Consider the following 22342-nt stretch of genomic DNA (forward strand, 5'->3'; position numbering starts at 1 on the left):
TTTTCTCTCTCCCACTCACTTACTTTTTCGGTTCTGCTTTTTGGCCAAACTCTTTTTCCCATTTTTCTAAAATTTTGTCACGATTTTCTGCTGCCCACTTAAAGTCATTCTTTTTGTATAATTTTTCCGTCACATCTTTAGGGAATCCGTCTGGAAGTTTATAATCATTTTTAATTGTCGCAAATCCATTTTTCTCGAAGTATAACTTCATTACATCATCAGTAATTGCCCAATCTAAAAATGCTTGCGCTAATTTTTCATTTTTTGCATTATCTTTTTTAATAAGTGCGTTCGCTTCTACTTCCCAACCTAATCCTTCTTTTGGCAATACAACTTCAACTGGTGCACCTTTTTGTTTCTCTTTCAAAGCACTATAAACCATCGATACACCAACTGGATATTCACCCGCCCCCGCTAATTTCGCTGGTTTTGAACCTGAATGAGTATAAGTTGCCATATTATCATGAAGTTTCTTCATGTAATCCCAGCCTTTATCTTCACCCATAATTTGTAACCATGCAGAAACTGTTAAAAATCCTGTTCCAGAAGATGCTGGATGCGGCATAACAAGCGTTCCTTTATACTCTGGTTTCGTTAAGTCTTCGTATGATTCTGGCATCGGTAAATTTTTCTTCTTTAATTCTTCTTTATTTATAGCAATCCCCGTCATAAATGCAGTATTTCCTACCCATTTTTCTGGTTGTTTATCATCTTTAAATTGCGGTAAAACGCGATCCGCTCCTTTTGGAGAGTATCCTTTTAACATATCTTTTTTATCTAAAGCTAATAGACTTGAAGCTGCAGTTCCCCATACAACATCTGCTTGTGTATTTTTTCCTTCAGCTAGCAATTTTGCTGTAATAACTCCAGTTGAATCACGAACAATATTCAGCTTCACATCTGGATATTTCTTTTTAAAAGAATCAAGATAAATTGGTACAAGTTCTTCTTCAATTGCTGTGTAAACAGTTAATGATCCAGATAATTTATCATCTTTTACTTTTGCCCCAGTACTTTCTTCTTTCTTTGCACCACACCCCATTAATAACGAAAATACCATTCCAGTTGCTACAGCTTTAAAGATTGTTTTTTTCACTGTCTCTCTCTCCTTTTACAAATCTTATGTACAACTCAAATATAAACAACTAGTGTAAAAGCAGTATTAAACCAACATTAATCTTTTGTTTGTTGTTTGTTTTTGTGTAATACGTTGCTACTTCTATGTTTTTTCGCATTTTTCTGCTAATAATGAACACTAAATTTACAAATAATTAAAAAAACCTTTATAATCCCACAAAAAAATGAGGCGTTTGTAAAAAACGCCTCACTTTTGTTTACCTTTTTTTGAATTACGATTTGCATACTTCGCGTTATTTTCTCCTTCATACTCTAATGCAAATTCTGCATCTGGTAAGCTTTCTTTCGGAGTTTTATTATTGTTGATTGCCGCATTTTGTTTCACTTTTCTTTTTACCAATACATTCACCTGCTCTCAAGAAATTACTTTCTACTCTAGTTTGAAACAACTTAAAATAATTATTACTGGCAAGTGTTAACAAGTACATAAGAGGCGTTCGATGGAAATACTACGTATGAAGAAATCATTATAAAAAGGAGCGATGATTTTGAAGAAAAAAGAAAAGATTCAATCACCAATTTTAGACGAAACGCTCCCGCATCAAATGAATTTCCCATCTTTTAAAGGAACAGGAAAGAAGATGCAACAACCTTTCATAAATCAATATGACGTCGTAATCGGAGACAGTAAATATGATTCCGAGAACAGTCCACTTCACAATTGGAGTGATGATGTAGATCCTGCCATTATGGCTGGAGAAGAATGGATCCATCCTACAAATGATATTGGTTGGATTTCAGAAGAAAATCAAGAGTTACTAAAAAAAGAAGGAGATAATAAGAAGGATACTTTTATGCATCCGCAATTTGGCATTAATGACTAAAAAACCATTCTACCTATGTTAGGTAGAATGGTTTCATACTATCCAATAATAATTCTCTCTTTCGGATATTTATAGCGAGGTGGCTGTTCTCTTCCGCCACTAGCTAGTATAAATGTTAAAATACCGACACGCCCGATAAACATAAGTACAATGAGTACAAGTTTACCAACAGTTGTTAAATCTGGCGTAATACCTGTCGATAGTCCTGTCGTCCCGAAAGCAGAACAGACTTCAACAATTAAACTCATAAGCGGTACATTTTCCGTAATAGATAAAATAAATAGTGCTGTGGCACATAATAAAATCCCCATTGTCATAACGACAGATGCTTTCAGCACGTCCTCTTCATGTAGCTGACGTTTGAAGACTCTAACCGTTCTCCCGCCTCTTGCAAAAGTGTATAGTGACAATATACTAACAGCAAATGTCGTTGTACGTATCCCGCCCCCAACCGAACTTGGAGATGCTCCTATAAACATTAATATACTCATAAATAAAAGCGTCGGTTGTGACAATTCAAGTATATCCATTGTAGCAAGTCCCCCGCTTCGCGTCGTCACAGATTGGAATAGTGTATAGAAAACTGTTTCATGCCATGACTTTCCTGCTAAAAAATGATTTCGTTCTAGTAAAAAAATCATAATCGTTCCAACGACCACGAGCGCAAAAAATGTTGTTGTCGTCAATTTTGTAAATAGCGAAAAACGAAATAGTTGCTGTCTCCTTTTACTAAGGAATTGTTTCACTTCCATTAATACAGGGAAGCCGATTGCTCCTAAAATAATAAGTAACATATGAATCATTTGAACAATGTAATCTTTTTTATACGGAATTAGCGATTGTCCTGTTAAATCAAATCCGCCGTTCGTAGTTGCACTAACAGCTGCAAAAAAACCGTGAAAATAAGCTTCTTGCCAAGTTGGAAAGTAAAGTAAGAATCTTGTACCTAATAATATCGCTCCAATAAGCTCTATTGAAATAATTACAATTAAAATAGAACGCATCAATTCTACAAGACCTGATAAATTCCCTTGATTATGGTCTGCCATAATGAGTCTTCTTCTCTGCAAACCAATCTTTTTTCCTGTTATAATCCAAACGAATGTACCTAACGCCATAATTCCTAAGCCGCCCAATTGTAAAATAAGGGCTAAAATAATAATTCCTGCCGTAGTAAATGTATCTGAAATCGTAACAACAGACAGGCCCGTAACACTTACCGCACTAACCGATGTAAAAAGTGCATCTATAAATGTCCATTTGACACCAGGCTTCGTAACAAACGGTAAACTAAGCAATATCACCGATACAACTACCGCTAATAAATAAAACAGAACAATGAGTTGTACAGGGCGTAATTTTTGTAAAAACTTTTTTATATCTCTCATTCCATCACTTCGCTACCTTTTTTCTATCGATTAAATAAAGAAAAATCTTCACTTTCTTTATTTGTAAATAACTGCTCAAAAATTTTAGCAAATACCATTCCATACACAGTTCCATTACCTCCATATGGCAATGCATAAAATAAATTATGTATCTTATTATCTTCTTTTAAAATAGGGAGACCATCATGACTACCGCCAAATGCTGCCGCCCAATAATACTCCGCCTGTATATCTTTATACTGCGGGAACATCTCTTTTATAATGTTAATAAGGACATCACGCTTATGCAATAATTTCGTATCACCGATTGTTTGAATTTGCATTGCTTCATCTAATCCGCCTACAATAATACGATTTTTATACGTTCGAAAATATAAATACGGCCGTGCTGTTTCCCAAATTAATGATCGCTCATACCAACCTTCAAACTGATCTATTTCATTTGTTACAATTGCATAAGAAGTTTCTACTATTGCATTTTTTTCTTTCTTTCCAAAAAGTGCTTCATAACCAGTCGCCATAATAATATTCTTTGCTACAATTTGATTTCCTGTTTTCGTATAACAAATTAAATCATTTTGACGTTTTTTTATATGTATGGCCTCTGTATGTTCATATATAGTAGCACCCATTTGATTTGCTTTATGCAAAAGGCTATGCGCTAATAAATACGGATTTACCTCAGCATCACCATGTGTATATAATGCCGCTTGTCTTGTAAAAGGATACCGTTCCTTAATATCAGATGCTGTAAAATACTCAACTGGAAACCCATAATTCTGTAACGTTTTGTATTCCTCTTGTAAAAATGAGACATCTTCACTTTTACTTGCATAATATAAACTGTTTCGCGGAATAAACTGGGGATCGATATCGAGAGTCGGTACAACTTTCTCCATTGTTCGTAACGCTTCGTAACAAAGCTTATATGCTCGCACCCCTTTTTCTTCCCCAAATGTATGGATAAGTGAGGTTAACGATTTATCATGAAGAAATTGTAATAACCCTGTATTAGCAGCTGTGCTGCCACATGAAATCATATTTTTTTCAATAAGTGTAACGCACATTCCCATTTTCGCTAACGAATACGCTATTTGAGCACCCGCTTCGCCACTTCCAACTACAAGCACATCACATATCATATCATTTTCTAACGATGGATAACAAGGCATAGAAGCTCCTGTATCCCAAAACAACTTACCAATCATAAGCTTCATAATTATACTCCTAAAATATAAATTTCTCCTTTCTATGTTTTGTTATTTTACATAAAAAAATCCAACTAACATATGCTAGTTGGATTTTTTTATTTTTACTTAGAGCGCTCGTCAAGCCAGTCTCCAATCGTCGGATACGTTTGTTTTACCGCTGTTCCACCGTAAACAATCGACATATGTCCCGTTGGTAAACATACATATTGTTTATCTGTGCTAGAAATATGATCTAGCAACGCTTCTACTTGGCACGGCAGGGCGATATGATCACGTTTCCCTGAAATATTTAAGACATTCGCCTTAATATTTGCAAGGTCTACCTTTTGTCCGCGAATAACGAGTTCACCCTTAACCAATTTATTATTTTGATAAAAATCACGAATCCACTGTCTGTATGATTCACCTGGGAACGGAATGCCATCTCCAACCCACTTTTGAACTAACCTCCAGCTTTCAACGAAGCGCTCATTCTCTGAACGATCTACTAAAGCAACATATGGACCAACAAAGTTCGTAATTGGTTTTAACATTTTGTTTCCGAAATCAATCATTTCTGGCGGAATATTTCCAAATGTATCAACCGCTTTATCTAGATTGAAGTATTTCTCATCTAATAAAGGACCATATAATCCTGTTTCAGAGAAATCAAAAGGACTTGTCATAAAGATTAGGTTACGAATTGGCATGTGCGGATGAAGTGCCGCATAAATAGAAGTTAGCGTTCCCCCCATGCAATAACCAAGTAAAGAAATCTCGTCCGATTTTGCAGTTCGCATTACTTTTTTCACTGCTTTTGCAATATAATCAAACACAAAATCATCAAATTTCAAATGACTATCTTCTAAACCAAATGTGCCCCAATCAAGCATATACACATCAAAACCACGGTCCACTAAATATTCCACTAAACTATTTCCAGGAGTTAAATCCATAATATATGGTTTATTAATAAGAGCATATATTAATAGAATTGGGACTCTTTGTGTTTTTTCTTGTTTTGGAATGTAGCGATAAAGCTTCGTCTTATTCTTCGTCCAAATAACCTCTTTCGGCGTTAATCCTACTTGTGGCTCTGGTTCACGTAATAAAATTTCACTCGCCCTTTTCACTCGGCGATATGCTTTTCGGTACTCTTCTGGGTATAGCTCTAATTGCTTTTCCCATTCTGTTGCGAATGTAGTCATTTTTCTATCTCCTTTTTGGTCAATTTCCTTCTAAAAAAAGAAGTGCATTCCTGCTATGGATATGCACTTTTTTCTTACTTCATTACATATATAATCCGCCGTTAATGTTTAATTGCTGACCTGTGATATAAGCACCGTCACGGCATAGGTATACTACACCTTTTGCAATTTCATCAGCTTGACCAAAACGTTTTTTCGGGATTTTCGCAACGATTTTTTGGCGTACTTCTTCTGGTACTTCTGCTACCATTTCAGTATCAATAAACCCTGGGCAAATAGCGTTTACAGTTACATTTGTTTTTGCAAGCTCTAATGCTAATGATTTTGTAAATCCTAGCATACCTGCTTTTGCTGCTGAGTAGTTTGTTTGTCCAAATCCACCCGCTTGACCAATAATAGAAGAAATGCTAATAATTCTACCTTCTTCTGCTTCCGTTATGTATGGAAGTACCGCGCTTGTCGTATTAAACACACTGCTTAAGTTCACGTCAATTACGCGTTCCCAATCTTCACGATTTAACTTTTTGAATGTACGATCTCTTGTAATACCAGCATTATTAACAAGAATATCAACTTTACCAAAATGATTCACTGCTTCTTCTACAAGTCGGTTTGCGTCTTCTACTTTAGAAACATCTGCTTGAACTGCATAAACGTCATGTCCTTCTTTTCCTAGTTCATTTACTAAGTTTTCAGCTGCTTCTTTACTGCTGTTATAGTTAATAACAACTTTTGCGCCCTCTTGTGCTAACGCTACTGTGATCGCTTTTCCAATCCCTTTTGCTCCACCTGTTACGATTGCTACTTTTCCATTTAATTGAACCATTTCTTTTCCCCCTTAAATGAATTTGTGAACGACTATTATGAATCATTTTGGTACTCATACTATGGAGTCCCTATATAATTATGTTTCGCTGTTTATACATAGAAAAGAGATTCTCCCTTTCTCTTTCATATGTTATAAACAAGCGCTATTATCACTTTTTATTTTCTGGCTTATTCGTAGGTTTTACTTCTTCTTTTACAGGTTCTTGTAGTTTTGCTAGTACTGCATTTTGCTTTTCTAGCAATTCTAAAATTTGATCAACTTTCGTTTCTAATGTGCGAATATCTTGTTTTACTTTCGTAACATCACGCTTTAATGTAGGAGCTTGTCCTACTGACTCTACCTTATCTTCTAGAAACTCCTCAATGTTATCCACTTTATTTTCTAAGTTAATAACAAGCGTAGCCACTCTAGCGATATCCTCTTTCGTAGGCACATTCACCTGCTCTAAATAATTTTTTGTCGTATCATTTAATGCTTTTTGATAAAACAAATTCAAATCTAGAACGCTGCCCATCCAAGCAGAATATTCTTCTGTTTTAATTGTTTCATTGAGCGCTTTTCCCCAAAATGTTTCGGTTTGTTCATAAGCATTTTTCCATGCTTGTAGTGGATCGAATTTTTGATCAATCACTTTACCTACACTCCCTTTTTCGTTTTTGAAACAATTCAACCTATCCATTATTTTCTAATATTCCGAATAAAACTTCAAGTCTATATTTTATTTTTTTCTATTTTCTAACAAATGTATTGACTTTAAAAACAGATAGGTGTAAATTGCACTTATAAGCAAAAAATTCCATCTAACTGATTCATGAGGTGATGCACAATCATGCTACATAATGAACCAGAACAACGCGAAAGTTTGGAGAACAACCAAGCAAAACAACCAAACTCCATGCCAAAAAACTTCTTAGTTCCCTTCTTACTTCTCTGTCTTAAAGACTGGAGTCTTCATGGTTACAAACTTATTCAAATGCTAATGGATATCGGCTTTTCTTCTGTTGACCAAGGTAATGTGTACAGAACACTACGCAAATTAGAAAAAGAAAACCTTATTTCTTCTACTTGGGATACAAGCGACGGAGGGCCAGCAAAAAGAATTTATTCTTTAACTGAATATGGAGAGCAATATTTAACAACATGTGCGACTTCTTTTGAGCATTATCAAAATATGTTGCGGACGTTTTTCACGTTATACACCAATGCATTCTTTCCATTTTCTACTTCTCCAGAAAAGGATGAAAAAGATTCTTCATCTTCACCTGGTGATACAGCAGAGTAATCTGCGTTCACAATATGTAAAAAAACATTTGGGGGTCAAACAATGGAAACTAAACCATACGAATTAGTCGATGCATTTTGGAAAAACTGGTCTCAATCACTTTCCCTTTTCTCTTCAGCTGGGAAACAATTAGAGCAACTTACTTTAGAAACATTAAAACAACAACAAGATGCTTTGCATAAATTAACATCAGGAGTAGATGAACTAGAAAAAGAACTGCAACAATTTACTACTCAATTCAATAATCAGTATACAGATTACGTGAAGCAATTAACTGGAAACTCCTTAAATGATCAAATTAATGAGTGGCAAGACAAATGGAAAGAGCTTTCTGCTCATATGCAACAGCTAACTGTTTCTCCTACAAAAACATCTTTGTCTATCCTTACTCAAACAAGCGGTCAATTTGAAGAAACAACGAAGCAATTTATTGAACAACAACAATTACAACGTGAAGAGGCTCAAAAACAGTTAGAAGGTTTTTTGGAAGATTTCAAGACAAAACAGTTGGAACTCGCAAAAAAGTTCGAGGAAAACTCAAAAAATCTATTTACTTCCATCAAGTAAGAAAAATGTGGGAGCTAACTGCAGCACAAACAAAACTCTTTCTTCCTCCTACTACATCAAGATGGCTAGCATTTTTCGATATGGAAAAGAAGGAGGACAAAATGAATCCATTTCAAGAAGCACAAACCGTCCCGGAGCTTCGTTATGATGAGATTCAAGTCGGTGATCAAGCATCACTTACAAAAACGATTACGGATGAGGACGTTATCAATTTTGCAAAATTGACTGGAGATGTGAATCCTATTCATATTTTAGATTCTTTTGCAAAAACGACAATGTTTAAAGAACGTATTGCTCATGGTATGCTCGTTTCAAGTTTTATTTCTACCATCCTTGGAACGAAACTCCCGGGTAAAAATACGATTTATTTATCTCAAAACGTTTCATTCCGCGCTCCTGTCAAAATCGGCGATACACTTCGCGTTGTGGCAGAGGTCATCAAAAAACGTGACGATAAAAAAATCATTACGTTGCAAACAAATATATATAATCAATCGGATGATATTGTCGTGGAAGGTACAGCGACAATACTAAAAAAAGAGTAGCAAAAATTGCTACTCTTTTTTCTATCCAATAACTTCTAATCACACCGATTACTTCCGCGTATGAGCACGCCGGTTCCACATAAAATAACGGTACCAGTTCAGATACATACTTAGCTGAACTGGATTACTCATAAGGATGTGTATCATCATGGCAAAAACAAACAAATTACTAGTTCCAGGTGCTGAACAAGCACTTGATCAATTTAAATATGAAATTGCACAAGAATTCGGCGTAAGCTTAGGGTCTAATACTGCATCACGTTCTAACGGATCAGTTGGCGGTGAAGTAACAAAACGTCTTGTTTCTTTAGCTCAACAACAATTACGTGGATAACAATATAACATATGGCTTAGAGGCAGATATTCTCTGCCTCTTTCTATTTTTAACATACATAATGGTGCTTTTTCACATACTAGTAAAAGCAAACTGAAAGGAACGATATGTAACATGAAACGGATTAACATTCACATGAGTCCTCCCCGTGTTCTTACTTTATCTTTTATTATGTTATCAATTATCGGTACATGCTTATTAAAATTGCCAATTGCTACAACGACGTCTATTTCATGGCTCGATGCTTTATTTACAACCGTTTCTGCTTGTACGGTTACAGGGCTTGGTGTTGTGGACACTGGGAAAGTATTTACCTTATTTGGCCAATGTGTCATTTTAATACTTATACAAGTGGGCGGACTTGGCATTATGAGCTTTGCCGTTTTAATTGCGATTATGCTTGGCAGAAAAATTGGCCTTCAAAACCGAATTTTATTGCAACAAGCATTAAATCAAACGAATATAGGCGGTGTCATTCGTCTTGCCAAAGCATTATTTTTATTCTCTTTTACAGTCGAATGTATCGCTGCTTTCATTCTTTCTTTTGAATGGGTACCGAAATATGGGGTTGCTAAAGGGATCTATTATAGCTTTTTTCATTCCATCTCTGCTTTTAACAATGCAGGTTTTTCTGTTTGGAGCGATAATTTAATGTCCCACTCTCACAGCATTCTTGTCAATCTCGTCATTTCCTCCCTCATTATTTTAGGTGGGATTGGTTTTACAGTAATCGTAGATATAAAAAGAAAGAAAAATTTTAAAAACCTTACATTACACTCAAAACTTATGCTCTCTTCTACTCTAATCATCAATATTATTGCGACTGTTTTTATTTTTATATTCGAGTTTCACAATTCTCTTTCTATGAGAGGCTTTACCCCATTTGAAGAAGGCATGGCCGCTTATTTCCAAGCTATTTCAACGCGTACTGCCGGGTTTAATACAGTTGATATTTCCGCATTATCAAAGCCTTCCCTTTTATTAATGATGCTTCTAATGTTTATCGGAGCCGGTAGTGCTTCAACTGGCGGTGGGATTAAATTAACAACCTTTTTAATCATGTTTTTTGGGGTATTTAAATTTTTACAAGAACAAGATGATATTGTCGTGTTTAAAAAGTCCATTAAAGATACTCTCATTGTCAAATCATTAACCATCACTATTATTTCTATTTCATTTATTTTTTTTGCTATTTTAATTTTAAGCATTACTGAGCGAGTTCCTCTATTGATGAGTGCTTTCGAAGTATTTTCAGCATTTGGGACTGTCGGTCTCAGTATGAATTTCACACCACACTTAACGATGATTGGAAAAGCTATTATTATCTTTATGATGTTTTTTGGGAAGATGGGGCCTTTAACATTAGCTTTTTCATTTGCACGTAAAAAGAACCGGAAAATAAAATATCCGAATGAAGACATTTTAACAGGTTGACAACCGTATAAATTATCCATATAATGAGAGTACAATAGCATATCTCCAAAGGGGAGTAGCGTCCAAGAATATTTCTTGGAAACAAAGTCGTCATTACGTAGAACTTAGTTCTTCCGGCTTTGTTGGCATTTTCATTACATATGTCTAGCAAGACCTTTGCCTATTAACGGCAGAGGTCTTTTTTGCATTCATTACCAAATTCTTCCGAAGTTAATAGGCAGGAGTATGGGGAAACTAAATAGTGGGGAAATTCTTCACTTATTTAGTACTTATAGAAATGAGAGGAGAATGTACATGGATGTATCATTATTATTGGAGTATGGTTGGGTATTACTCATCCTAATTGCACTAGAGGGGATTTTAGCGGCTGACAACGCTCTTGTTCTTGCAATTATGGTAAAACATTTACCAGAAGAAAAAAGAAAGAAAGCACTATTTTATGGATTAGCAGGGGCATTTGTTTTCCGTTTCGGATCGTTATTTATGATTTCGTTCCTAGTCGACGTATGGCAAGTGCAAGCAATCGGTGCCATTTACCTTATGTTTATCGCTGGTAATCACTTATTTAAAACGTATGTTAAAAAGAATACAGATGAAGAAACAGAAGAAAAAGAAGCAAAGAAAAAACAAGAGAACTTTTGGTGGACTGTATTTAAAGTTGAAGTTGCAGATATCGCCTTCGCAGTTGATTCTATTTTAGCTGCTGTTGCATTAGCAATGACTTTACCAAAAACAGGATTAGGTACAATTGGTAGTCTTGATACTGGACAATTCGTTGTTATCTTTGTAGGTGGACTTATCGGATTAATCATTATGCGATTTGCGGCAACTGCTTTCGTACAAATTTTAAAACGTAAACCAGGACTTGAAACTGCGGCATTCTTAATTGTAGGTTGGGTTGGTGTGAAACTAGCAGTTTATACGTTAGCACACCCTGCATTAAATGTAATTCCGCACTCATTCCCAGAATCTACACCATGGAAGCTTACATTCTGGATTGTATTAGTTGGAATCGCAGCTGGTGGTTGGTTCTTCTCAAAAGAAGTGGAAACAAAAGTAGAAAAGAATTTAGACGAAAAAGCGCTGTAATTACAGTGCTTTTTCTTTTTGCCCTTCCCCCTCTCAATGTCCAGAAAAAATTCTATTATACTATATTTTGTAAACGCTTTCTTAATATATGTATGTCCTTTTTGTGAAAAATTGCACAAACTTATTGAAACTATAAAAGAATCCATGTACTTTATTCATATAAGGAGTATTTATAGATGATGTACTAAAGGAGCGTATTACTCATGCTAGAACAAGGATTAGATTATGTTGTCAAACTGGCTAAGGGCAAAAAACAAATGTTAGATACAAACCCGATGCAATATTTCATTCGTGCAGCACTTGCGGGTATTTATATCGGTTTTATTATTGTTCTATGCTTTAAATTAGGTAACTTTTTTCACATTGCAGATTCACCAGCAACTTATTTAGCTGCTTCTATGTTTTTCGGAATTGCTCTCGTACTTATTATATATGGTGGTGCTGAATTGTTTACTGGAAACACAATGTACTTCACTGTAGCAACATTAAGAAAAGAAACAACACTATCTGATACACTTCGTAACTGGTTTGCTTGTTATGCAGGCAATTTAGCTGGTGCTTTATTCTTTGCCTTACTATTTTACGCAACTGGCATTTTTGAAGCAATTGATCACGGTCATTTCATGAATAAAGTAGTAGAAGGAAAAATGAATACACCTACAATGCAACTATTCTTTAAAGCAATTTTATGTAACTGGCTTGTATGTCTTGCTTGTTTCTTACCTTCTCAAGTTAAAGGTGATACAGCAAAAATTATGATGATGATGATGCTCGTTTTCACATTCTTCTTATCTGGTTACGAGCATAGCATCGCAAACTTATCACTGTTTGCTTTATCTTTAGTTTCACCGCATCCTGAGACAATTTCTTTTGCAGGTGCTATTCATAACTTAATTCCAGTTACAATCGGTAACATTATTGGTGGGTCTGTATTTGTCGGTATGGTATACCATTACTTAACAAAGAAAGTACCTGGCGTGAAACAAGAAGAAACTGAATTAGGAGCAGCTCAACAAGAAGAAATCATTCCGTTGCAAGCGCATATGAAACATTAAAAACTCCAAAGTTTTACTTTGGAGTTTTTAGCTCCCCACATATTTAACAACAAGATTAGGATTAATCTCTCCTTCTTCCTTTCCCTTATTCATTCTCTGTTTCATCTTATGCATACCGATGACATCATTCGTATGAAAGTGTATTTCATTTACATATAAACCCTCTTTACAAAAAGCTTCGACAAAATCTAATCCACTTTTTTCTCCCCATCCCATATTGAAATCAAGGGAAAGAACATTCACCTCATAATCTCGTACCATTTGCAAAGCACATTCTACTGTAGTTGCGAGCACGTAACCGTACGGACAACTTCTTTGATCATCCATATATACATTCATTTTCTATCCCCTCTCTATTTTGCATACGTGACCAACATGTAACATATTGCCCCAAGACTAATAAAAGGACCAAACGGTATTTGAGTCCTCATTTTCATACGTTTTAATACGAGACCAGCTCCAAAGAAACAAAGACTAAAACAAGATGCTAAAAATAAAACGATAAAAATCCCTTTCAGTCCCACTATAAATCCAAGTAACGAAAGTAATTTTATATCCCCTCCCCCAAGCCCTTCTGGATATATCTTTTGCATGCAGTATAACAAAATGAATATAACGCAACTACCAACTATACTATCTATCCAGGTGACTAACGGTATAAAAGCACATTCTAAAATGAGTAAACAAGCAAACCAAGCTAAAATACGATTTGGAATTAACATATATATGTAATCTGTAACTGAAATAATAAGAAGTAACGAAAAAAGTGATAAAACGATAATAAGCTCTCGTTCCACCCCAATCATATATACAGTAAGAAGGCATATCATTCCAGTTACAAGTTCAAATACTACGTACAAAATTGAAATTTTCCTCTTACAATTCGTACAACGCCCTCTTTGCATACAAAAAGAAATGATTGGAATCAATTCTTTTGGCTTTAGCACATACTTACAATAATGACAATATGAACGCGGGGTTATGATAGACTCCCCTAGCGGAACTCTCATCGCAATTACCATAAAAAAAGAACCAAACACCATCCCCGCTAACAATGCATATACATAAGTGAACATCCCTTCCTCTCCTTTCCAGAAGAACATAGCAAAAAAAGGAGAGAACTTCTACTTCATATTATCTCTATTCTATTAAAAAAGCAGGCCATTTTCTGGCCTGCTTTCCCCTATTTTATACGATGAAATATACTGCTTTTAATGGTCCATGTACTCCGACAACAAGATTCATTTCTATATCTGCCGAGTTACTAGGTCCTGTAATAAAGTTAATACAAGATGCCACTGTCTCGCCATTTTCTACACGCTTGTTCATATCCTCAACTGCTTGTGTAATACGAGGTACAAGTGTTTCACGTGGAATAATAGCAAGGTATACAGTCGGTAAAAAGTGTAAAGAACGGCCTTGACCTTTATGACTTTGCACAACGATCGTACCAGATTCGGCTAAAGTATAATCACTAAATGCAATTCCAATATTCGCTCTTTCCGCGATACGCATATTCTCTTCTTTTTTCTCAGGATCCCATACGTTCACTTCAACATTTTGCTTTGGAAGTTCTTCTTTAAATAAAGAAGTCAATCCATAAGAATCAAAACGTTCATCTGCCGATAACATAATAGGTCCCCCGCCGTTTTCAACGATTACTTTTTGAATATCTTCACGTAAACGGTCATTTGTCGTTTCCACAACAGTTGTATGAATGTTTGTACATTGATTTTTAAATACTTCTAACAATTCTTCTTGTGAATAATTTTTTAACGTTTCTTTATTCACATTGTTTTTCCATACTGGACGTTTTACACCATCCGTTTTACGCGCGCGTCCAAGTTCTTTCGCAATATTTTCCAGAAAGGACTCACGGTTTTGAATTAATCCTGTCATTATTTGTCCCCGCCTTTCTTATGATCTTTATACCAATCACGGAATCGTTCTTTACTTGGAGCCGGGAATTCACGAATATCTGTCCAATTTTTAAGTGGCCCAACACCTTTTGATACACGGTTACCAGATGTAAATGGACTCATTGCTGCTGGCGCCATCTTTGATCCCATTTTATATAAAGCTGCTGAAGATGCACCCATACTAAACATTTTCATTGCTAATTTTTCTGCAAGTGGAGCACGCCCTTCTTGCTCAACGATAACTTGACGATGTTTTAATAATAAATCATGCAATGGAATTTTTACTGGACAAGCTTCTGTACACGCTCCGCATAAACTAGAAGCATAAGGAAGCTCTTTGTAATCATCATATCCACCTAAAAGTGGTGTTAATACCGCCCCAATTGGTCCTGAGTATATAGAACCATATGAATGTCCACCAACATGTCGATATACAGGGCATACGTTCACACAAGCAGCACAACGAATACATTGCAACACTTGACGGAATTCAGATCCGAGAATTTGAGAACGACCATTATCAACCACAACTAAGTGGAATTCTTCTGGGCCATCTACTTCCTCTTCTTGAATTGGTCCCGCTACCGTTACATAACTTGTTAACTTTTGACCTACTGCACTACGACATAGTAAACCAACTAAAACATCTAATTCTTCCATTGTCGGAACCATACGTTCCATACCCATAACCGCAATTTGTGTTTTTGGAATCGACATAACAAGGTCGGCATTACCTTCATTTGTTACTAAACAAAGAGAGCCAGTATTTGCAACAGCGAAGTTACAACCTGTCACACCAATTTCAGCATCCATAAATTTTTCACGAAGTTGTTTACGAACAAACTTTGTCATTTCGTATGGATCATCAGAATTTTCATAGCCAAGCTTTTCTTTAAATACGTCACGAATTTGCGTTCTATTTTTATGAAGAGCAGGCGCAATAATATGTGAAGGTGGATCGTTATCTACTTGCAGAATATACTCTCCTAGATCACTTTCTAACACTTCACAACCGATTTCTTCAAGCGCATGGTTCATACTAATTTCTTCTGTTACCATTGACTTTGATTTTACTACCTTTTTTGCCTGCTTCTTTTTTGCAACGTCTTGAATATACTTTGCTGCTTCCTCTTTCGTTTTCGCAAAGTACACATGTCCGCCTCTTTTGGATACATTTTCACTTAACTGCATTAAGTAATAATCAAGATTTTCTAACGTATGTTGACGAATTTCTTCACCGAGTTCACGCCATTCTTCCCAGTTCCCTAATTCATCTGCTGCTTTTAAACGATTCGTATATAAGCGTGTTTGTGCAGAAGATACTGCTCCGCGCATAAACGAATCTTGAATTCCATCGCCAACGCGATCATTAAATTTTTTCTCACTGATTTTCATAGACATAGCTTATGTTCCCCCTTCATGAGCGACTATTCAGTACCTCAGCAATATGCATTACTTTTATTTCTTTTCCTAAACGCTCAATACGTCCGCCAATGTTTAACAAACACCCACAATCTGCACCGATTAAATAATCAGCGCCTGTTTCCATTGCACTATCTACCTTTTCATCTACCATTTGCTCAGAAATTGGAGTCATCTTCACTGAAAACGTTCCCCCAAACCCGCAACAATTTTGCACATTTGGTAACTCTCTCACAGTTAATCCTTTTACATTTGATAATAAAATTCCTGGTGCCTCTGTTACTCCAAGCATACGTGTCATATGACATGATTTATGAATAGTAGCAATCCCTGGTAAACTTGCACCAACATCAGTAACCTTTAAAACGTCTACAATAAATTGTGTAAATTCATATGTTTTATCAGCAACTTTTTGTGCACGTTTAGCCCACTTCGGATCATCTTTAAAAACATGCGGATACTCATGAAACATTGTCGCACAAGAACCAGATGGCGTAACGATATATTCTGCATCTTCAAAAGTTTCAATCATATGTTTCATCGCTTCTTTTGCAGCTTCTACATGGCCGCTATTATAAGCAGGCTGACCGCAACAAACTTGTGCTTCTGGAAATTCAATTTCACAACCTAAACGCTCCAACACCTCAACTGTTGCTTTGCCGACATTTGTTTCAAACATATCGACTAAACAAGTAACAAATAAAGTAACTTTCATAATTATTACTCCCCCTTTTTACAACTCCACCAACAAACATATGGTCATCAGATGACTAAGGAGAGAAGAAATAGGCTCAACCATGGCCTATCCTCTCCCTCTTCTAAAGAAAACGCTTACTTAATCTCTCTCTATTTTATCAGAAAATTAGATTTTTAAAAGATTAAATTAAGAATTTATATCGTTGCTACCTGTGACAATATGTTCTACATTTGTTAAATGATCTAGCATTGCTTGCTGCGCTAATTCTACATCTTGCTTTAACACTGCATCATATATAACTTGATGCTCTTCTATAAGTCGTTCTGATGTTGTTTGTTCACCATATAAAATAATGCGTCTTGATTCACCAATCGTTTCAGCAATCATCTCTGAAACATGATTCATGAGTTCAAGCAAAATGTTGTTATGCGAAGACTCCGCAATTCCCATATGGAACTGAAAATCTGCTTTTTCGCCAGCCTTTTCATCTCCAATGCTCTTTGCCATTTCATCTAACCAATGCTTCATATTTTGCAAATTATCTTCCGTACGTTTTGCCGCAGCTGCTCGAACTGCCCCCACTTCAAGCACCTTTCGTACTTCTAATAAATTCAAAATATCTTCTTTCTTCATCAATAATCTATTGTTTAATGATTTTGTTAATGAAGAAGAATCAAAATTCTTCACATATGTACCTTCTCCTTGTTTCATCTCAATTAAGCCCATCGCTCTTAGCGCACTTAGCGCTTCACGAACAGCAGATCTGCCAACTTGAAACTGCTCAGCTAATTGATGTACAGGAAGTAGTTTGTCACCAGGTTTTAACGTACCATTTTTAATCATTGTTAAAATAGCTTCAGATACTTCTTCGTAAATTTTTTTCGGTTTAATAGATTTGTACTCCAGTTAAATCACCTCAGTATCTTCCAAACAACAATTGAAACGATTTATAAGAACTTTGCATCATAACCATTTTAGAACGAATTGGTAAGAAGTACAAATGTTTTGTTCATAAAATCGTCAAAATTTCGATATTTATTACATATTAATTAATACTTTTACGTATAACTGTTTTCTAAAGAAGAGCATGCCCTAAAAATTAGAACATGCTCTCCTCATCCTGTACTTTCAATTTAATACTAACCGTCGTGCCGTTCCCTTTTTCACTTTCAATTCGCCACTGTCCTTCATGTATATGAACAATTTGTCTTACAATTGCCAGGCCTAAACCTGTTCCACCATGTTGACGACTTCTCGCTTTATCAACTCTGTAAAAACGTTCACCAAGGTTTTCTAAATGCTCCGTATCAATACCGATTCCTGTATCTTTTATGTTCAATTCACAGTAATCATCTATCTGCCTAAGCGTTATCATAATATCCCCGTTTTGATTTGTATACCGTATCGCATTATCTAACACGTTATGAAGCACTTGTTGCATACGATCCTCATCAATCATTACAATGATTTCTGGATTTAAATTTGTTGAAATACGAATTTTCTTTTCTATAAACTTAATCTCATACGTATCTAACACATCTTCAATTAGTTGTGAAAAAACGATAGGTTGTTTCTTTAAAGGGAAATGTTCCCCTTCTAGTTGTGCTAAATCTAATAAATCATGAACGAGACGCTGCATACGATCTGCTTCTTTATGAATGAGCTGTGTTACTTTTTCCTGCTGCGGTCCCTTCGCTACACCATCTAAAATAGCCTCGCTATACCCTTTTATATAACTAAGCGGTGTTCTTAGTTCATGCGAAACGTTAGCTAAAAACTCCTTACGCTTTACGTCTTCTGTCTCTAAAGAATTTGCCATCTTATTAAATGCTTTTCCTAATCGTCCAATTTCATCTTCAGAAGAAATTGTAATTCGTTCTGAGAAATCTCCCGTAGCCAAATGATTGGCAACTCGTTCCATTTGCGAAAGTGGTTTCGTAATAGCAATAATAATTTTTCTACCAACCCATATTGTCAGTAAAGTTATAGCAAGTGCTAACGGTGCTAAAATAAGACCCATATCATATATTAAGTCTTTTATACTTTTTAAAGGAATATAAGAATATACAATACCAACTAATTTTTTATTTTCTAAAACAGGGATGACAACCCCCATAATATTACGGTCAAAATGTTCCTCGTATCCTATCTTTGTCACAGTTTTTCCATCTAATAATGCTTGCCTGTCCCCTTCACTTATAAGAGAATGATGGTGCACATCAAATGGTAAACATGCACTTAAATCACGTGGGTTCGATACGAAAAGAACGTCTGAACTAGATATTTGATCAAATGCTCTTACTTTCTCTTCAAAAATTGATATTCCTTCGCGCTTATCATATTGCGCAGCAAGACGCTTCCCTTCCATTACTAATGAATCTTTTAAATTATCAACGTATAGTTTTTCATACGAATATAAAGATACAAAATAAAGAAAGGAAACTGTTACAAATACTGCACATACTACTGTCAGCCAAAGCTTCTGTACCATTGTAAACATACGTTACACCTCAAATTTATAGCCTACACCCCAAACAGTTTGAATGTAGTTTCCACTTTCTCCAAGCTTCAAACGCATCGTTTTCACGTGCGTATCTACTGTTCTTGTACTTCCGGCATAATCATATCCCCATACCTTTTCCAGCAATTGTTCCCGGCTAAATACTTGTCCTGTATGTTGGCAAAGAAAATAGAGTAAATCAAACTCTTTTACTGTAAGAGAAATCGGCTCACCATCCACCTCAATCTTCCTACTTTTTTCATTAATAAGGATCGGGCCAAACTGAATCTCCTCTTGTTGCTCTTGCTTTGTATAACGTCTTAACACAGCTTCCATACGAGCAATTAATTCGCCAGGACTAAATGGCTTTACAATATAATCATCTGCTCCCATACGTAAGCCGTTCACCCTATTCCACTCTTCACCTTTTGCTGTTAAAAATATTATTGGTACATCTGACGTTTTTCTAATTTCTTTACAAACTGAAAGTCCATCCATCTCTGGCATCATAATATCTAGTACAACGAAATCATAATGATTTGTCTCTAATTTTTTTAGAGCTTCTTTTCCATTTTCAGCTTCTTCCCACTCGTATCCGAAATTATCTAAGTACATTCCAACAAGTTGCCTCATATCACTTTCATCATCTACAACTAGCACCCTATATTTACTCATTGTCCTTCCCTTCTCTCTCTATGAGTTGAAACGGTCCTTTTCCGACTTTAATTGTTTGTTTTATTTTCAAATTCTTCATATCCATGACGCAAACTTCATCACTATCATAGCTTGCTACGTACCCTTCTGCTCCGCTCTTCAAAAATGCAAATGGGTTTGATCCTACTTCTACAGAAGCCACCTCTTTATACGTGCTAACATCAAACTTTCTAAGCGTATTCGAACCGTGACTTAATGCATATACGTACTTATGATCCTTCGTAATATTCACAGGCATAAACGGAGCGTGTAAAGAACGTACCATTTCTCCGCTCTGCAAAGAATACACTAATACTTTCTCATTTACCTGATTTCCATCACCATGTCCGCCAATCCATATTTCTTTCCCATCTGGACTAATTGTCGCCCCCGTTGACGCTGGTGGAATCATAAAGGTTTGTATCACTTCTTTTTTCTTTGTATCAATTGTCGTTAGCTTCGTATCATAAAAGTTTAATACAGATAACTGGTTATGGTACTCTACCATCGTTATTGGCCCTTTTCCGGTTGACACACTTCCTGTCTCTTTACCTTTTATCGTAAAGAACCTTACCTTTTGGGCATTTTGATCGGCAGCAAATAATTGTTTTTTATCTTCGGATACGATTACATTTACAATACCTTTTCCAGTTTTATATTTCTCCACTTGTCTTCCTTCGACTAGTGAATATACATACATGTACTCTAACTGCTTACCATATACAAGTATGTCTTCACCATTTGGAAGTAGTAGGGTTCCTGCCATCGGCTCGTTAAGTTCCCATGTCGTAATTAACTTTTTAGTTTGCTTATCGACAAAACTAATACTGCCTTCTTTTATATTCGTTGTTATAATAACACTTTTATCTTTAGCAATCGGTGTATACGAGCTTCCTTGACACCCTACTAATAGAAATACAAAACAGAGAAGAAAAACAGACTTTCTCAAAAGATTCCCTCCATCTTCGGATGATTTCGTTATAATTGTAAAATAACAAATAAATGTGTGGAAAGTGTGAAATTTCCCTTTCCTACTTCATTTACATATATAATGTACAACAAATAGAATTTGAGGTGTGCCAATTATGCTTTTTCCTGATTTAGCAAATAAAATTGTACGAGAAGTACGCAGACTAATTAAAGAAAATATTATTATCATTAATATACAAGGCGTTATTATCGCAAGTACAGATATAGAAAGAATCGGTCAATTTCATGAAGGCGCACTCCGCTGTGCGAAACAAAAGAAAACTGTCATTATTACAAAAGAAGATGAACGACGTTTGCATGGCGTAAAAGCGGGTATGAATCTCCCTTTACTATTCCATGACGAAGTAATTGGTGTCATTGGAATTACAGGCGAACCTGAAAACATTTCCCAATACGGAGAAATATTACGTAAAATGACCGAACTACTCATTCACGAAAACTACTTTTTAGAACAGCTAGAACTTGAACACCGTTCTTATGAAGCATTTGTCTTTGATTGGCTCCAAAATACAGACTGGTCTCCAAGCTTTCTCGATCGTGCCAAAACACTTGGTATTGATTTATATAAGAAGAAACAACTTATTTTGTTCTCTATCGATCAAAATGACACGATGCTTCAGCGTAAGATTTGGCAACACGTACGCAATCTATTAACAAAGGAGCATCTATTTGTTCGCTGGGGAAATGATCGATTCATTTTATTTACAGCCACGAACTCCAAAGAGCAAACATATCAATTTTTAAAACGATTAAAACAAGACTGTGAAACTTTGTTTTCTATTTCTTTATATATCGGGATTGGCCAATCCGTTACACCAAGCAATATGAACTTATCATACGAACAAGCATTACAAGCTCTTTCCGTATCACTTGAAACGAAAAACATTGTATTTAATGAAGATTTACGTTTAGAAATGTGCTTACAAGATATTTCTGCGGAAACGCGGGAACAATTTCTAAAGCGCACCATCGAAAACTTATTATCATCGCCTGAACTTATGCACACTTTACGTTTATTTATTGATTATAACCAATCCTATAAACAAACAGCGGAGCAATTACATATACACATTAACACATTGCATTATAGACTTAAAAAAATTGAGGAGTATACAGGACTTGATCCGAAACAATTCAAGGACTTAAATATTTTATATTTCTCGCTCCTCTTATTAGATAATCAAACAAAAAAGAATGATAAAATAGATTAATCTTTAGATGATTATACATAGAAAGAAT

At 35.6% G+C, this 22342-nt stretch carries 25 protein-coding genes and 1 riboswitch; of the genes, 9 read left to right on the plus strand and 16 right to left on the minus strand.

Annotated features, from left to right (window positions below; all coding sequences use genetic code 11):
• Positions 1-19 precede the first annotated feature (19 nt).
• Together PDQ33_RS01430 and PDQ33_RS01435 are read right to left on the minus strand one after the other, a co-directional pair.
• Positions 20-1096, minus strand: a complete 1077-nt coding sequence (locus PDQ33_RS01430) for a putative 2-aminoethylphosphonate ABC transporter substrate-binding protein (protein ID WP_061131196.1) — start codon at positions 1094-1096, stop codon at positions 20-22.
• A gap of 228 nt (positions 1097-1324) precedes the next feature.
• Positions 1325-1477, minus strand: a complete 153-nt coding sequence (locus PDQ33_RS01435; RefSeq protein WP_061131195.1) for a hypothetical protein — start codon at positions 1475-1477, stop codon at positions 1325-1327.
• Positions 1478-1625: 148 nt separating this feature from the next.
• Between PDQ33_RS01435 and PDQ33_RS01440 the strand changes: the two genes are divergently transcribed.
• A complete protein-coding gene (locus tag PDQ33_RS01440; protein ID WP_061131194.1) occupies positions 1626-1961 on the plus strand; it encodes a DUF3905 domain-containing protein in 336 nt (111 codons plus the stop codon).
• 38 nt (positions 1962-1999) lie between these two features.
• Here PDQ33_RS01440 and PDQ33_RS01445 read toward each other — a convergent pair whose 3' ends face one another.
• From PDQ33_RS01445 to phaR, 5 genes are all read right to left on the minus strand, one after another.
• Positions 2000-3349: a TrkH family potassium uptake protein gene (locus tag PDQ33_RS01445; protein ID WP_001204709.1), complete on the minus strand. Its 1350-nt coding sequence runs from the start codon at positions 3347-3349 to the stop codon at positions 2000-2002.
• Between the two features lie 23 nt (positions 3350-3372).
• Positions 3373-4566 (minus strand): NAD(P)/FAD-dependent oxidoreductase, encoded by a 1194-nt coding sequence (locus tag PDQ33_RS01450; RefSeq protein ID WP_061131193.1) that lies wholly within the window; start codon positions 4564-4566, stop codon positions 3373-3375.
• A gap of 95 nt (positions 4567-4661) precedes the next feature.
• The gene (phaC, locus tag PDQ33_RS01455) at positions 4662-5747 is read right to left on the minus strand and encodes a class III poly(R)-hydroxyalkanoic acid synthase subunit PhaC (RefSeq protein ID WP_000206335.1); all 1086 of its coding nucleotides are present in this window, start codon (positions 5745-5747) and stop codon (positions 4662-4664) included.
• Positions 5748-5829: 82 nt separating this feature from the next.
• On the minus strand, positions 5830-6573 hold the full coding sequence (locus tag PDQ33_RS01460) for an acetoacetyl-CoA reductase (protein WP_000250412.1): 744 nt from the start codon (positions 6571-6573) through the stop codon (positions 5830-5832).
• Positions 6574-6724: 151 nt separating this feature from the next.
• Entirely contained in the window at positions 6725-7207 is a 483-nt protein-coding gene (gene phaR / locus PDQ33_RS01465) for a polyhydroxyalkanoic acid synthase subunit PhaR (RefSeq protein WP_000566940.1), read from the minus strand.
• 198 nt (positions 7208-7405) lie between these two features.
• Here phaR and phaQ point away from each other — a divergent pair, with 198 nt between their 5' ends.
• The 7 genes from phaQ to PDQ33_RS01500 all read left to right on the plus strand — a co-directional run bounded on the left by phaQ (position 7406) and on the right by PDQ33_RS01500 (position 12882).
• The gene (phaQ, locus tag PDQ33_RS01470; protein WP_000903020.1) at positions 7406-7858 is read left to right on the plus strand and encodes a poly-beta-hydroxybutyrate-responsive repressor; all 453 of its coding nucleotides are present in this window, start codon (positions 7406-7408) and stop codon (positions 7856-7858) included.
• Between the two features lie 42 nt (positions 7859-7900).
• On the plus strand, positions 7901-8425 hold the full coding sequence (gene phaP, locus PDQ33_RS01475) for a polyhydroxyalkanoic acid inclusion protein PhaP (RefSeq protein WP_000448589.1): 525 nt from the start codon (positions 7901-7903) through the stop codon (positions 8423-8425).
• A 101-nt stretch (positions 8426-8526) separates the two neighbouring features.
• Positions 8527-8970 (plus strand): MaoC family dehydratase, encoded by a 444-nt coding sequence (locus PDQ33_RS01480; protein ID WP_001067916.1) that lies wholly within the window; start codon positions 8527-8529, stop codon positions 8968-8970.
• Positions 8971-9118: 148 nt separating this feature from the next.
• The gene (locus tag PDQ33_RS01485; protein ID WP_001140707.1) at positions 9119-9304 is read left to right on the plus strand and encodes an alpha/beta-type small acid-soluble spore protein; all 186 of its coding nucleotides are present in this window, start codon (positions 9119-9121) and stop codon (positions 9302-9304) included.
• Positions 9305-9418: 114 nt separating this feature from the next.
• A complete protein-coding gene (locus PDQ33_RS01490; protein WP_270754522.1) occupies positions 9419-10738 on the plus strand; it encodes a TrkH family potassium uptake protein in 1320 nt (439 codons plus the stop codon).
• Between the two features lie 38 nt (positions 10739-10776).
• Positions 10777-10942, plus strand: a riboswitch (yybP-ykoY riboswitch).
• Between the two features lie 90 nt (positions 10943-11032).
• Complete coding sequence (locus PDQ33_RS01495; RefSeq protein WP_000383322.1) at positions 11033-11827, plus strand: TerC family protein; 795 nt, start codon at positions 11033-11035, stop codon at positions 11825-11827.
• A 203-nt stretch (positions 11828-12030) separates the two neighbouring features.
• The gene (locus PDQ33_RS01500; protein ID WP_270393783.1) at positions 12031-12882 is read left to right on the plus strand and encodes a formate/nitrite transporter family protein; all 852 of its coding nucleotides are present in this window, start codon (positions 12031-12033) and stop codon (positions 12880-12882) included.
• Between the two features lie 27 nt (positions 12883-12909).
• Here the strand turns inward: PDQ33_RS01500 and PDQ33_RS01505 are convergent, their stop codons facing one another.
• From PDQ33_RS01505 to PDQ33_RS01545, 9 genes are all read right to left on the minus strand, one after another.
• Complete coding sequence (locus PDQ33_RS01505) at positions 12910-13221, minus strand: cyclic-phosphate processing receiver domain-containing protein (RefSeq protein WP_001103780.1); 312 nt, start codon at positions 13219-13221, stop codon at positions 12910-12912.
• Positions 13222-13235: 14 nt separating this feature from the next.
• The gene (locus PDQ33_RS01510) at positions 13236-13958 is read right to left on the minus strand and encodes a prepilin peptidase (RefSeq protein WP_000495748.1); all 723 of its coding nucleotides are present in this window, start codon (positions 13956-13958) and stop codon (positions 13236-13238) included.
• Positions 13959-14070: 112 nt separating this feature from the next.
• Positions 14071-14781 carry a LutC/YkgG family protein gene (locus PDQ33_RS01515; RefSeq protein WP_000147208.1) on the minus strand — a complete coding sequence of 237 codons (711 nt, stop codon included), beginning with the start codon at positions 14779-14781 and terminating at the stop codon, positions 14071-14073.
• The gene (locus PDQ33_RS01520) at positions 14781-16202 is read right to left on the minus strand and encodes a LutB/LldF family L-lactate oxidation iron-sulfur protein (protein ID WP_000061914.1); all 1422 of its coding nucleotides are present in this window, start codon (positions 16200-16202) and stop codon (positions 14781-14783) included. The genes PDQ33_RS01515 and PDQ33_RS01520 overlap by 1 nt, the downstream gene beginning before the upstream one ends.
• Before the next feature lie 16 nt (positions 16203-16218).
• On the minus strand, positions 16219-16938 hold the full coding sequence (locus tag PDQ33_RS01525; protein WP_000869149.1) for a (Fe-S)-binding protein: 720 nt from the start codon (positions 16936-16938) through the stop codon (positions 16219-16221).
• A 168-nt stretch (positions 16939-17106) separates the two neighbouring features.
• Positions 17107-17796, minus strand: a complete 690-nt coding sequence (locus PDQ33_RS01530; protein WP_255256540.1) for a FadR/GntR family transcriptional regulator — start codon at positions 17794-17796, stop codon at positions 17107-17109.
• A 223-nt stretch (positions 17797-18019) separates the two neighbouring features.
• Positions 18020-19420 (minus strand): sensor histidine kinase, encoded by a 1401-nt coding sequence (locus tag PDQ33_RS01535; RefSeq protein ID WP_048557209.1) that lies wholly within the window; start codon positions 19418-19420, stop codon positions 18020-18022.
• A 3-nt stretch (positions 19421-19423) separates the two neighbouring features.
• Positions 19424-20095: a response regulator transcription factor gene (locus tag PDQ33_RS01540; protein WP_061131190.1), complete on the minus strand. Its 672-nt coding sequence runs from the start codon at positions 20093-20095 to the stop codon at positions 19424-19426.
• Complete coding sequence (locus PDQ33_RS01545; protein WP_001232401.1) at positions 20088-21062, minus strand: YncE family protein; 975 nt, start codon at positions 21060-21062, stop codon at positions 20088-20090. Before PDQ33_RS01545 ends, PDQ33_RS01540 begins: the two co-directional genes overlap by 8 nt.
• A gap of 136 nt (positions 21063-21198) precedes the next feature.
• On the opposite strand from PDQ33_RS01545, the gene PDQ33_RS01550 reads away from it, so the two are divergent.
• Complete coding sequence (locus PDQ33_RS01550; protein WP_061131189.1) at positions 21199-22314, plus strand: CdaR family transcriptional regulator; 1116 nt, start codon at positions 21199-21201, stop codon at positions 22312-22314.
• Positions 22315-22342 lie beyond the last annotated feature (28 nt).

It is taken from the genome of Bacillus cereus group sp. Bc031 (genome assembly GCF_027716265.1).
GTDB classification, from domain to species: domain Bacteria; phylum Bacillota; class Bacilli; order Bacillales; family Bacillaceae_G; genus Bacillus_A; species Bacillus_A paranthracis.